This is a genomic window from Streptomyces sp. STR69, assembly GCF_024519455.1.
In the GTDB taxonomy this organism is placed as follows: domain Bacteria; phylum Actinomycetota; class Actinomycetes; order Streptomycetales; family Streptomycetaceae; genus Streptomyces.
The window spans coordinates 70,511-83,201 of record NZ_JALJRY010000018.1 but is presented as its reverse complement, the minus strand read 5'-3'; the positions used below and the strand labels follow the sequence as shown (position 1 = coordinate 83,201).

Annotated in this window: 12 protein-coding genes; 9 read left to right on the top strand and 3 right to left on the bottom strand. The window is 71.8% G+C overall.

Annotation, left to right across the window (positions count from 1 at the left end):
- Positions 1-80 precede the first annotated feature (80 nt).
- Positions 81-1,352 carry a hypothetical protein gene (locus OC490_RS30385; protein WP_262061219.1) on the top strand — a complete coding sequence of 424 codons (1,272 nt, stop codon included), beginning with the start codon at positions 81-83 and terminating at the stop codon, positions 1,350-1,352.
- 21 nt (positions 1,353-1,373) lie between these two features.
- Here OC490_RS30385 and OC490_RS30380 read toward each other — a convergent pair whose 3' ends face one another.
- Complete coding sequence (locus OC490_RS30380; RefSeq protein WP_262061218.1) at positions 1,374-2,354, bottom strand: ATP-binding protein; 981 nt, start codon at positions 2,352-2,354, stop codon at positions 1,374-1,376.
- 101 nt (positions 2,355-2,455) lie between these two features.
- On the opposite strand from OC490_RS30380, the gene OC490_RS30375 reads away from it, so the two are divergent.
- Positions 2,456-3,280, top strand: a complete 825-nt coding sequence (locus OC490_RS30375; RefSeq protein WP_262061217.1) for an oxidoreductase — start codon at positions 2,456-2,458, stop codon at positions 3,278-3,280.
- Positions 3,281-3,619: 339 nt separating this feature from the next.
- Here OC490_RS30375 and OC490_RS30370 read toward each other — a convergent pair whose 3' ends face one another.
- A complete protein-coding gene (locus OC490_RS30370) occupies positions 3,620-4,462 on the bottom strand; it encodes an HAD family hydrolase (protein WP_262061216.1) in 843 nt (280 codons plus the stop codon).
- A gap of 583 nt (positions 4,463-5,045) precedes the next feature.
- Here OC490_RS30370 and ssd point away from each other — a divergent pair.
- From ssd to OC490_RS30335, 7 genes are all read left to right on the top strand, one after another.
- Positions 5,046-6,149: a septum site-determining protein Ssd gene (ssd, locus tag OC490_RS30365; protein WP_262061215.1), complete on the top strand. Its 1,104-nt coding sequence runs from the start codon at positions 5,046-5,048 to the stop codon at positions 6,147-6,149.
- Positions 6,146-7,357 (top strand): TadA family conjugal transfer-associated ATPase, encoded by a 1,212-nt coding sequence (locus OC490_RS30360; RefSeq protein ID WP_410099154.1) that lies wholly within the window; start codon positions 6,146-6,148, stop codon positions 7,355-7,357. The genes ssd and OC490_RS30360 overlap by 4 nt, the downstream gene beginning before the upstream one ends.
- Positions 7,358-7,394: 37 nt before the next feature.
- Positions 7,395-8,267 (top strand): type II secretion system F family protein, encoded by an 873-nt coding sequence (locus tag OC490_RS30355; RefSeq protein WP_262061214.1) that lies wholly within the window; start codon positions 7,395-7,397, stop codon positions 8,265-8,267.
- 40 nt (positions 8,268-8,307) lie between these two features.
- Positions 8,308-9,117: a type II secretion system F family protein gene (locus OC490_RS30350; RefSeq protein WP_262061213.1), complete on the top strand. Its 810-nt coding sequence runs from the start codon at positions 8,308-8,310 to the stop codon at positions 9,115-9,117.
- A 103-nt stretch (positions 9,118-9,220) separates the two neighbouring features.
- A complete protein-coding gene (locus OC490_RS30345) occupies positions 9,221-9,457 on the top strand; it encodes a DUF4244 domain-containing protein (RefSeq protein ID WP_262061212.1) in 237 nt (78 codons plus the stop codon).
- The gene (locus tag OC490_RS30340) at positions 9,444-9,821 is read left to right on the top strand and encodes a TadE family type IV pilus minor pilin (RefSeq protein WP_262061211.1); all 378 of its coding nucleotides are present in this window, start codon (positions 9,444-9,446) and stop codon (positions 9,819-9,821) included. The genes OC490_RS30345 and OC490_RS30340 overlap by 14 nt, the downstream gene beginning before the upstream one ends.
- A gap of 8 nt (positions 9,822-9,829) precedes the next feature.
- Complete coding sequence (locus OC490_RS30335) at positions 9,830-10,261, top strand: Rv3654c family TadE-like protein (protein ID WP_410099151.1); 432 nt, start codon at positions 9,830-9,832, stop codon at positions 10,259-10,261.
- Here OC490_RS30335 and OC490_RS30330 read toward each other — a convergent pair.
- The gene (locus OC490_RS30330) at positions 10,170-12,680 is read right to left on the bottom strand and encodes a DEAD/DEAH box helicase (protein WP_262061209.1); all 2,511 of its coding nucleotides are present in this window, start codon (positions 12,678-12,680) and stop codon (positions 10,170-10,172) included. The two genes, OC490_RS30335 and OC490_RS30330, sit on opposite strands and share 92 nt — an antisense overlap.
- Positions 12,681-12,691: the final 11 nt, after the last annotated feature.

Here is a 12,691-nt window from a genome sequence, read left to right as displayed (position 1 = left end):
GCGCTGCCGGGAATCCCGGCACATCGCCAGAAAACGCCCTGATCGGCGTCGGTCCGAACGAAGGAAGAAGGTGGGCGGACATGGCCGCCACCCAGAGGATCACCGCGGGCGCCGTGATCGCCGCGGCCTGTGCCGCGTCGCTCGCCGGTTGCGCGATCGGTGACAACGGTTCCCCGCACGGAGCGCACGGTCCGCACAAGGCGGCGCCCGCCCCGGCACCCAAGAGCGGAGTCCGCCTGATCGGGGACGGCTCCACGTCGTACACCGGGGCGCAGCCGCATCTGCCCAGACCCGAGCGGCTCAAGCCCGGTCAGAAGCCCCCGCAGTTCGTGGTGTTCTCCTTCGACGGCGCCGGCGAGGACAGCCAGAAGCTGTTCTCCCACTTCCGCAAGGTCTCCAAGGCCAACCACGCGAACATGACGTACTTCCTCAGCGGCGTGTACATGCTGCCGGAGGACAAGCGCGACCTCTACAAGCCCCCGGAGCACTCGCCGGGCAGCTCGGACATCGGCTTCAACGACGAGCAGGGCATCTCCGACACCGTGAAGCAGCTGCGCCTGGCGTGGCTGGAGGGCAACGAGATCGGCACCCACTTCAACGGTCACTTCTGCGGCACGAACGGCGGGGTCGGCGAGTGGTCGGTCGCCGAGTGGAAGAGCGAGATCGCCCAGGCGAAGCAGTTCGTGAAGAGCTGGAAGACCAACTCCGGGATGAAGAAGGCGTCTCCACTGCCCTTCGACTACGACAAGGAGCTCGTCGGCGCCCGCACGCCCTGCCTGGAGGGCCAGGCCAACTTCATGAAGGCGGCGAGCCAGTTGGGTTTCCGCTACGACACCAGCGGGGTCAACGACCAGATCTGGCCCAAGAAGAAGGAGGGGCTGTGGGACCTGTCCATGCAGCTCGTCCCCTTCCCCGGCCACTCCTACGAGCAACTGACCATGGACTACAACTTCATGGTCAACCAGTCCGGCACCCGGACCCAGGGCGACCCCGACAAGTACGAGCAGTGGGGCGACGAGATGCGTGACGGCCTGCTCAAGGGCTTCGACCGGGCCTACGACGGCAACCGTGCGCCCCTGGTCATCGGCAACCACTTCGAGTCCTGGAACGGCGGCACCTACATGCGTGCCCTCGACGAGGTCATCGAGAAGGTCTGCAACAAGCCCGAGACGCGCTGTGTCTCCTTCCGGCAGCTGGCCGACTGGCTGGACGCCCAGGACCCGGGGACCCTGGCGAAGCTGCGCACCCTGAACGTCGGCGAGGCACCGAAGCCGGGCTGGGCGTCCTTCCTGACCGGCCGCCCCGCCCCGGCCCCGAAGGGGGTGCCTGGGGCGCCGGCGGTCAAGCAGTAGAGGGTCGGAAGAGGGCGCGCCTCACACCGGGGCGGTGATGCTCTCGTCGAGCACGAACCCGGGGTCGACCTGCGCCGCCAGGTCGGCTCCGGTGCGCTCGTTGCCCCAACTCCGGGCGTTCTTCAGGTGGAAGTGCACCATCTGCTGCGTGTATCGCTCCCAGTCGCGCAGTTCGTACGTCGCGTCGGCGGCGATCTCCAGCATGCGCAGGGCGCGGCGGTTGACGTCCTCCAGGAGCTCGAACCGGGGCGGACGGCCCTTCTCCATGGCGCGCACCCAGTCCGAGTGCCCCACCGTCACCAGCAGGTCGTCCCCGACCTCGGCGCGGAGGAAGTCGAGATCGTCCTGGCCCTGCACCTTGTTGCCGACGACCTTCAGGACGACTCCGAAGTCGCGGGCGTACTCCTTGTACTGGCGATAGACGGAGACCCCCTTCCGGGTCGGCTCGGCCACCAGGAACGTGATGTCGAAGCGGGTGAACATGCCGGAGGCGAAGGAGTCCGAGCCCGCCGTCATGTCCACCACGACGAACTCGTCCCGCCCGTCCACCAGGTGGTTCAGGCACAGCTCCACCGCTCCCGTCTTGGAGTGGTAGCAGGAGACCCCCAGGTCGGCGTCCGTGAAAGGTCCCGTGACCATCAAACGGGCGGCGCCGCCGTCGAGTTCCACCGAGCGCGCGCAGGCGTCGTAGACCGGATTGTTCTCACGCACCCGCAGCAGCCGGGAGCCGGTGCCGGGCGGGGTGGTTTTGATCATCGTGTCGGCGGAGGTGATGCGCGGGTTGCCGCCGCGCAGGTAGTCCTTGATCAGGGGGAGGTGTTCGCCCAGTGCGGGCAGTGCGGCGGCCTCCGCCTCGTCCAAGCCCAGCGCGGGGCCCAGATGCTGGTTGATGTCCGCGTCGACGGCGACGACGGGTTGGGCGGTGGCCGCGAGGTGGCGGACGAACAGGGAGGACAGGGTGGTCTTTCCGCTGCCGCCCTTCCCGACGAAAGCAATTTTCATGTTCACGAAGAGTAGTCGGGTTGTAGCTGTATGTGTCAGGTGTGCGTGAAGAAGACCACTCCATCGTGGGGTGCGCCGCCGGGATGGCTACTGTCGTACTCATGAGTACGACAGGTGCGACCGCCGATCCGCTCGCGGCCCTGGGCACGCTGCCCGGAGTGGCCGAGTCCGTCGAGTCCATGCGCAAGGCCGTGGACCGGGTCTACGGGCACCGGGTCATGCGGCGCCGCAGCAATGAGATCACCGCCGAGGCGGCACTGCGCGGAGCGCGTGGCTCCGCCGCGCTGTCCGGTGCCGACTGGGCACTCGAAGAGGTGCGTCGGCGCACCGACTTCAGCGGCGACCCGGAGGCCCGCACGATGGGTGCGGCCCTTCGGTTGTCCGCCGAGGCGGGCCAACTGCTGTCCATCTGGCGGCAGTCGCCCCTCCGGGTGCTCGCCCGACTGCATCTGGTGGCCGCCGCGAGCAAGGAGGGCGAGGTCGGACGGCCGCGGCAGCAGGGAGAGCCGGTCGACGAGCCGCTCGTCGAACTGCCGTTGCCCGGTGCGGCCGAGGTCTCGGGGCGTCTGGAAGGGCTCTCCGAGCTGATCATCGCGGGCGGTTCCGCGCCGGCGCTGGTGACGGCCGCCGTCGTACACGGCGAACTGCTCGCGCTGCGCCCCTTCACCTCCCGCAACGGGCTCGTCGCGCGCACGGCCGAGCGGATCGTCCTCATCGGCAGCGGTCTCGACCCGAAGTCCGTGTGTCCGGCGGAGGTCGGCCACGCCGAACTCGGGCGCGCGGCCTATCTGGCGGCGCTGGACGGCTATGTCTCCGGCACCCCGGAGGGCATGGCCGCGTGGATCACCCACTGCGGGCGCGCCGTAGAGCTGGGCGCCCGCGAGTCGACGGCGGTGTGCGAGGCGCTGCAGCGTGGGGCCGCCTGACGCAGGGAAACGGCCCCCTACGTAGGGGGCCGTTACGGGTTGCGGCGGTACGAGGATTCGTACCGCCGCTGGCATGTTCCACCGGGTTACCAAGCGTCCTCGAAATATTGCCCATCAGGTCGGGAACATTGCCCGTCGCCTGGTGCGGCTGGCCCGTAATCGACGGGTCGACGTCGCGTGGGTGCTCGGTGTTCATGCGCGGTCCGTGGGCCAAATGCGTTATTAAGGTGATCCTTTCGGATGTCCTTGGTCTCGCGGGCCGTTGAATCCTTTCTACTCCCGCACCGGAGGAAGCGGAACCCCTTACCGCGCTTCTTTACTTTTGCGCTCAAAGGGTCACTAACCGGCGTAAACGGTCGCCGCCTTGCGTCGGCTCGCGTACCAGACGAGCCCCGCCGTGGCCGCCGCGGCACCCACGGCCGCCGCCACCACGAGCGCCGGGCGGGGCGGCACGGAGAGCGTGGGCAGCCGCTGCTTGAGCCGGACCGGGCGGTTGAAGTCCAGAATCGGCCACCCGCGCGCGATGGCCTCGCGGCGCAGCGCGCGGTCCGGGTTCACGGCGTAGGGGCGGCCCACGGACTGGAGCATCGGCACATCGGTCATGGAGTCGCTGTAGGCGTAGCAGCGGTCGAGGTCGTAACCCTCGGACCGGGCCAGCTCCTTGATGGCCTCGGCCTTCGTCGGGCCGTACGCGTAGTACTCCACCTCGCCCGTGAAGCAGCCGTCGTCGCCCACCACCATGCGGGTCGCCACCACCCGGTCCGCGCCCAGGAGTTCGCCGATCGGCTCGACGACCTCGGCGCCCGACGTGGACACGATCACGACATCGCGGCCGGCGCGGTGGTGCTCCTCGATGAGGGAGGCGGCCTCGTCGTAGATGATCGGGTCGATCAGGTCGTGCAGGGTCTCGGCGACGATCTCCTTGACCTGCTGGACGTTCCAGCCGCGGCAGAGCGAGGACAGGTACTTGCGCATCCGCTCCATCTGGTCGTGGTCGGCGCCGCCGGCGAGGAAGACGAACTGCGCATAGGCGGTCCGCAGCGCGGCCCTGCGGTTGATCAGTCCGCCTTGGTAGAAGGACTTGCCGAAGGTGAGCGTGCTGGACTTCGCAATGACCGTCTTGTCCAGGTCAAAGAAGGCTGCTGTGCGGGGCAAGGAGTGGTTTTCCACAACCCAGAGCATAGGCGCAGCCCATTCGGCGTAAGGTGTGGCGCGTGGGTTTGCCTGAGAGGGCTCTCGGGTACACCATGGAAGTCACGGATCGTTCGCGACCGTGCTAACGCGGCCCGGCTCCTCCCCCCCCGAGTCGGCCGTGAAGGCGACCCCCACTCTCCCCCCCGGTGGGGGTCGTCGCATGTCCGGACCCATTTTCCCTTCCCGCGCGTAGTCGTGAGGCCATCCCGAGGCGGCTGAGGCCGCCTTTTTTCATGCCCGGAGCCCGTCACTGCGCGTAGTCGCTGGGCTGCGCTGCGGAACTCGCACAGAGGCCAGTACGGGGGTCACCGGTATGGGTGACGGCGATATTCACAGGCCCTGGCTTGTCCACAGTTTTCGACCAAGATCCACACGATTTCCGTGATGCCCGCACCGTGATTCCAACGCGTCCTCGCTCGCGGCGACTTCATGGCCGGTTCCGTTTGTCGGACGCGTTCGGCCGGTTTCTGTCGGCCGTGCATATGGAGGCCGATCGCCGGTTCTTCACACGTTTGGGAATCGCGTGACCGCAGGGGCCACGCGAGAGACACACCGATGGGGGATGGAAAGAATGGCCGGAACTGTCACATACGATCCGCCACCCGCCGCCGGCGGGCGACAGGGCGGACCACTGATCGTCACCGAGGACGCCGAACTCCTCGACGACCTGCTGCGTTTGTGCGCGGCGGCCGGCGCGACACCCGAGGTCCATCCCGGGTTCCCGGAGCGTCGGGGCGGCTGGGAGACGGCGCCGCTCGTCCTGGTCGGCGACGACGCGGCACGACGGGTGCGCGGGGCCGCCCGCCGGCACGGGGTGGTGCTGGTCGGCCGGGACCAGGACGACTCCGGGGTCTGGCGGCGGGCCGTCGAGATCGGCGCCGACCACGTCCTGATGCTCCCCGACGGCGAACAGTGGCTCGTCGACCGCATCGCCGACGTGGCCGAGGGCGTCGGCCGTCCCGCGCTCACCGTCGGTGTCATCGGGGGCCGCGGCGGGGCCGGAGCGTCCACGCTCGCGTGCGCCCTCGCCGTCACCTCCGCGCGGGAGGGACTGCGCACCCTCCTGGTGGACGCGGATCCACTCGGCGGCGGACTCGACGTACTCCTCGGCGGAGAGAGCGCGGAAGGCCTGCGCTGGCCCGCGTTCGCCGCCTCGCGCGGCCGGGTCGGCGGCGGCGCCCTGGAGGAGTCCCTCCCCGAACTCCACTCGCTCCGGGTGCTCAGCTGGGACCGCGGCGACTGCGTCGCCATCCCGCCGCAGGCCGTCCGCGCGGTGCTCGCCGCGGCCAGAAGGCGCGGCGGCACGGTCGTCGTCGACCTGCCCCGCCGCATCGACGACGGCGTCGCCGAGACCCTCGCCCAACTCGACGTGGGCCTCCTGGTGGTCCCCGCCGAACTGCGCGCCGTCGCAGCGGCCGGCCGGGTGGCGTCCGCCGTCGGCATGGTCCTGCGCGATCTGCGCGTGGCTGTACGGGGGCCGTACGCCCCCGGCCTCGACGACCGGGAGGTGGCCCGTCTGCTCGGACTGCCGCTGGCGGGCGAAGTGCCGGTCGAATCGGGGCTGTTGCGGCCACACGAGGGCAAGGCGCCGCCGGGGGCGGCCGGGCGGGGGCCGCTGGCGCGGTTCTGCCGGGAGTTCTGGGAGCGGGCGCTGGTCGAGGCGGGTGGCGTATGAGCGAGCTGATGGGGAAGTCGGGGAGGGGCGGTGCGCCCTTGGCTCCGGGCATGCCCGCCGGGATGCTCGACGGTGTGCGGCGGTGGCTGGCCGAGAGCGGGGGTGAGCCGACGCCCGCGCGGGTGGCGCAGGCGTTGCGGGAGCAGGGGCGGGTGCTGGGGGACGCCGAAGTGCTGGGCGCGGCCGAGCAGTTGCGGTCCGAACTGGTGGGCAGCGGTCCACTGGAGTCCCTGCTCGCCGACCCCTCGGTCACCGACGTGCTCGTGTCCGCCCCGGACCGGGTGTGGGTCGACCGGGGCGGCGGCCTGGAACTGACCGCCGTCACCTTCCCGGACGCGGCGGCCGTACGACGCCTCGCGCAGCGCCTGGCCGCGGTGGCCGGACGCAGGCTGGACGACGCACGGCCCTGGGCCGACGCCCGGCTGCCCGACGGAACACGCCTGCACGCCGTACTGCCCCCGGTCGCCGTCGGCTGCACCTGCCTCTCGCTCCGCGTCGTACGACCACGCGCGTTCACGCTCGACGAACTGGTCGCGGCGGGCACGGTCCCGCCGGGCGGCGACCGGATCCTGCGGGCCGTGATCGAGGCACGGCTGTCGTTCCTGACCAGCGGTGGCACCGGCAGCGGCAAGACGACACTCCTGAGCGCGTTGTTGGGGCTGGTCGGGCCGGGCGAGCGGATCGTGCTCGCCGAGGACTCGGCGGAGCTCAAGCCGGACCATCCGCACGTCGTACGGCTGGAGAGCAGACCCGCCAACCAGGAGGGCGCCGGCCTCGTCACCCTCCAGGACCTGGTCCGCCAGGCCCTCCGGATGCGGCCGGACCGGCTCGTCGTGGGCGAGGTGCGCGGGCCCGAGGTGGTCCATTTGCTCGCCGCGCTCAACACGGGCCACGAGGGCGGCTGCGGAACCGTGCACGCGAACGCCGCGGCCGATGTCCCGGCCCGCCTGGAGGCCCTGGGTACGGCCGCGGGCCTCGACCGGGCCGCGCTGCACAGCCAGTTGGCGGCGGCGCTGTCGGTGGTCCTGCACCTCGTACGGGACCGGGCCGGGCGCCGCCGGATCGCCGAGGTCCATGTCCTGGAACGCGACCCGTCGGGGCTGGTGCGGACGGTACCGGCGCTGCGCTGGGGCGCGGAGGCGTTCGCGTACGAGCGGGGGTGGGAGCGGCTGCGGGAGTTGATTCGGGGTGGGGGCGAAGGGGGTTAGGGGCGTGCGGGGCCGACTACGGCGAGCGGGAGTGGTGATGGACGTGGGAACGGGTGAGGTGTCGGTCGGGGTGGCCGCGGTGTGTGTCGGGGCCCTGGTCTGGCTGATGGGCGGGCGGCAGTCCGGGGCGCGGCGCGCGCAGTTGCTGTTCGCGGGCGGCGCGGCGGTGGGCGTCGGACCGCCCTCGTGGGAGCGGGCCGCCGATGAACTGCGCCGGATCCGGGGCCGGTTGCGGGCCGAGTGGTGGTCACTGGGCGTCGGACTGGTGGTGGCGGCACTGGGGGCTTCGGTGGTTCCGGTCGTCGCGGGGGCGATCGGAGTGCCGTTGCTACGGCGGGTGCGGTTGGCCGGGGAGGCCCGGCGGGCGCGGGAGTCGCGCGGGGACGCGGTGATCGCGCTGTGCTCGGCGCTGTCCGGGGAGGTGCGCGCGGGACGGCAGCCGGGCGAGGCGTTGCTGCGGGCCGCGCTCGACTCCGAGGGGCTCGGGGAGGCGCAGGCCGCGGTGCTGGCGGCGGCGCGGTTCGGCGGGGACGTACCGGGTGCGCTCACCTCGGCGGCCCGGCAGCCGGGCGCCGACGGCCTGTTGGGGCTGGCCGCGTGCTGGCGGGTGGCCGTGGACCAGGGAGCCGGGCTCGCCGCGGGACTCGACCGGCTCGAAGGGGCGTTGCGCGCGGACCGGGACCAACGGGCCGACCTTCGCGCCCAGTTGGCCGGGGCGAGGGCCACCGCCGTGATGCTCGCCGGCCTGCCGGTGCTCGGGCTGCTGCTCGGCGCGGCGATGGGCGCCGATCCGCTGCGGGTGCTGCTGCACAGCGGGGCGGGGCTGGGGTGCCTGGTGGTCGGGGGGTTGCTGGAGGGCCTGGGGATGTGGTGGGCACTGCGGATCGTGGGCGGGGTGGAGGCGGCGTGAGCGAGGTCGCCGGGTGTCGGAGTTGGAGAAGGGAGACCACGTGAGTGCGGAAGTTGTCCACAGGCTGGGGGTGGGTCTGGGGGCGGTGCTGGTCGTGGGGTGGTTGGTGCGGTGGCTGGACGCGCTGCGGCGGGAGCGGAGGGCTCGGCGACGGCTGGCCGGGTTGCTGCCTCGGGAAGTTCGGGAGGGTCGGGAGGTTCGTGAAGTGCCGCTCACCGGGCGGAGGTTCGAGGTTCGGGACGCCGCGCGGCGGTGGTTGCCCGTGGTGGGCGTCGTGGGTGCCGGGTGGGTGTTGGTCGGTGGGGTCGTCGGAGTCGTGGTGGGCGGGGCTGTCGCACTCGCGTTGTGGTGGTGGCGCCGTAGGCAGGTGGTCGACGACACCGGCGCCGAGCGCGACGCGGCCTCCGCCGCTCGCCAACTCCCGCTCGCCGCCGATCTGCTGGCCGCCTGTATCGCCGCCGGGGCCTCCCCGGTGATCGCCGCCCAGGCCGTGGGAGAGGCGCTGGCGGGACCTGTGGGGGAACGGCTGGCGCGCGCGGCGGCGGAGGTACGGCTCGGCGGCGAACCGGCCGACGCCTGGCGGAGGCTGGCCGCGCTCCCGGGCGCCGGCCCGTTGGCCAGGCTGCTCGAACGGGCCGACGAGTCGGGCCTCCCCGCCGCCGGACCGGTCGCACGGCTCGCGGCGGAGGCCCGCGCCGACTGGACCCGCACCGCGACGGCACAGGCCCGGCGGGCGGCCGTCCTGATCACCGCACCGGTGGGGCTGTGCTTCCTGCCCGCGTTCATCGCGGTCGGCGTACTGCCCGTGGTGATCGGGCTCGCGGGCGGGGCGACGGGAGGGGGCGGCTGATCCAAGAACCAAGCAACCAAGCAACCGAGCAACCGAGCAACCGAGCAACCGAGCAACCGAGCAATCGAGCAATTGAACCGACAGAAACCTCACGGGGGTTGAGATGTACAAGGCAGTGCAGGGAGTGCGGGCGGCGGCGGTACGGGTGGTCCGAGCAGTACGGGTACGGGCCCAGTTCGGCGCCGCGCGCCGGGACGCCGGTATGGCAACGGCTGAATACGCGATGGGGCTGGTCGCAGCGGTGGCGTTCGCCGTGGTGCTCTACAAGGTGGTGACCAGCGGAGCGGTCAGCACGGAGCTCCAGGACATCGTGAAGCGGGCCCTCGATGCGAAGGTGTGAACGCCGGGGCGGCGACGGGGGGTTCGTGACGGCCGAGGCGGCCGTGGTCCTGCCCGTGCTGGTGATGTTCGCGATGGCGCTGGTGTGGGGGCTGCTGGTGGTGGCCGCCCAGATCCAGTGCGTGGACGCGGCACGCTCGGGCGCCCGGGCGGCGGCTCGGCAGGATCCCGCCGACGCGGTCGTCCGGGTGGCCCGGGACACGGCACCGCGCGACGCGAGGATCACGGTCTCCCGGGAGGGCGACCAGGTCCATGTGGTCGTGGTCGCGAAGCCACCGATGCTGAGCGGGCTGCCCTTCGAGGTGCGGGAGGAGGCCGTGGCGGTGGCGGAGGAGACGGTGGGAGAGGGGAGGGCGGGGCCGTGAGGTGTCGTATGCCCGCTCCGGGGTGCATGAGACTCCGTCACTCGGGCCGGGACTCGGACCGTGGGTCCGCCACCGTGTGGAGCCTCGGTGCGATGGCCGTGATGTGTGTCGTGTTCGGCATCGTGCTCGCCCTGGGGCAGGCCGTCGTGGCCCGGCATCGCGCGGCCGGCGGCGCGGATCTCGCGGCCCTCGCGGCGGCCGACCACTGGGCGGAGGGCGGCACGGGGGCCTGCGCCCGGGCGGAGCGGGTGGCGCGGGCCCAGGGGACGCGGTTGGTGCGGTGCGCGGTCGTGGGGGAGACGTCGGACGTGACGGCGGCGGCGGGCCGGGGACCGTTCGCGGCGGAGGTCAGGGCACGGGCGGGACCTGCGGGACCGGTTCTGCCTCCGGAACCCGCACCGCTCCCTCCGGCACCGGTGCCTCCCGCAACAGCTCCGTGAGCAACCGCACCGCCCCCCGTTTGTGCAACGGCTCATTGCCGTTGCCGCACTTGGGGGACTGGATGCAGGACGGGCAGCCGGCCTCGCACTCGCAGGAGGCGATGGCCTGGCGGGTGGCGGTGAGCCAGGCGCGGGCGGTGTGAAAGGCGCGCTCGGCGAAGCCCGCGCCGCCGGGATGGCCGTCGTAGACGAAGACCGTGGGCAGCAACGTGTCCGGATGCAGCGGTACCGACACTCCGCCGATGTCCCAGCGGTCGCAGGTGGCGAAGAGGGGGAGCATGCCGATCGAGGCGTGTTCGGCGGCGTGCAGGGCGCCGCCGAGGATCTCGGGGTTGATGCGGGCGGCGTCGAGCTGGTCCTCGGTGACCGTCCACCACACGGCGCGGGTGCGGAGCGTACGAGGAGGGAGGTCGAGTTTCGACTCGCCGAGTACTTCACCGGTGATGACACGTCTGCGGAGGAAGGAGACGACCTGGTTGGTGACTTCGACCGAGCCGTAGCACAACCTGCCCTGGCCCCAGGGGAGTTCGATGTCCGTCTCCAGGACGGAGATCGCCGTGGTGTCGCGGGCGACCGTCGAGTAGGGAGGGTTGGCCTCTTCGACCAGGGCCACCGAGTCCTCCAGGTCCAGGGAGCGCACCAGGTAGGTGCTGCCCTGGTGGAGGTGGACCGCGCCCTCGTGGACGGTCGCATGGGAGGCGGCCTCGTCGACCGTGCCCAGCAGGCGGCCCGTGCCGTTCTCGACGATCTGGACCGGCCTGCCGCCCCCGCCGCGGATGTCGGCGAGGTCGGCGGCCCGTTCCCGGCGCGTCCAGTGCCAGGCCTTCGCCCGGCGGCGGAGCAGTTTCGCGGCCTCCAGCTGCGGCAGCAGGTCCGCCGTGGCCGGGCCGAACAGTTCCAAGTCCTCGTCGGTCAGCGGTAGTTCTGCCGCCGCCGCGCACAGGTGCGGGGCCAGGACGTACGGGTTGTCCGGGTCCAGGACCGTGGATTCCACCGGCTGGTCGAACAGGGCCTCCGGGTGGTGGACGAGGAAGGTGTCCAGGGGGTCGTCGCGGGCCACCAGGACGGCCAGGGCGCCCTGGCCGGAGCGTCCGGCGCGGCCCGCCTGCTGCCACAGGGAGGCGCGGGTGCCGGGGTAGCCGGCGATCAGGACGGCATCCAACCCCGAGACGTCGATGCCGAGTTCGAGGGCGGTGGTGGCGGCGAGGCCGAGCAACTCGCCGGAGTGGAGGGCGCGTTCGAGGGCGCGGCGCTCCTCGGGGAGGTAGCCGCCGCGGTAGGCGGCGACCCGTCGGGCCAGTGAGCGGTCGACCTCGGCGAGGCGTTCCTGGGCGATCAGCGCGATCAACTCGGCGCCGCGCCGGGACCGTACGAAGGCCACCGAGCGGACGCCCTGGACGGTGAGGTCGGTCAGCAGGTCGGCGGTCTCGGCGGTGGCCGTGCGGCGGACCGGGGCGCCCTTCTCGCCGTGCAGTTCGGTGAGCGGGGGCTCCCAGAGGGCGAACACCAACTCGCCGCGCGGTGAGGCGTCGTCGGCGACCTCGACCACAGGGAGGCCGGTGAGGCGGCGGGCGGCGACCGAGGGCTCGGCGGCGGTCGCGGAGGCGAGGAGGAAGACGGGGGAGGAGCCGTAGCGGGCGCAGAGGCGGCGCAGGCGGCGCAGTACCTGGGCGACGTGGGAGCCGAAGACGCCCCGGTAGGTGTGGCACTCGTCGATGACCACGTACTTCAGGGACTTCAGGAAGGAGGACCAGCGCGGGTGCGAGGGCAATATGCCCCGGTGGAGCATGTCGGGGTTGGTCAGGACGTAGTTGGCGTACTGACGAACCCACTCGCGCTCTTCGAACGGAGTGTCGCCGTCGTACACGGCCGGGCGAACGGCATTGCCCAGAGGTTGTGAAAGTTCCTTCACAGAGCGGAGCTGGTCGGCTGCCAGGGCTTTTGTGGGGGCCAGGTAGAGGGCGGTGGTGCCGCGGCCGTTCGGTGCCTCGGAGCCGTCGAGGAGCGTCGAGAGGACCGGTACCAGATAAGCCAGCGACTTGCCCGAGGCGGTGCCTGTGGCAACGATCACTGACTCGCCGTCGAGGGCGTGCTCGGCGGCCTGTGCCTGGTGGGCCCAGGGGTGTTCGATACCGGCTTCCTGGACGGTGGCGATCACCTCCGCACGAATCCGGTCAGGCCAGACGGCATGGCGGCCCGCACGTGGGGGCAAGTGCTCCGTATGAGTGATGCGCGAAGCCCGGCTCGGTCCGGACGCGAGCCGGTCCAGAACCGTGCTCGGCGAGAGCCCGGACACGGGGTTCGCCGAGGGTCGATCGGATCGCTGATTCTTGGCCATCGGCACCGAGTGTGTCACTGGCGTGACGGACAATGGAGCCAAGGCGTCGTGCACGCCCTGCGGTAAGTGATTGAATGCCATCGCGGCTGGCG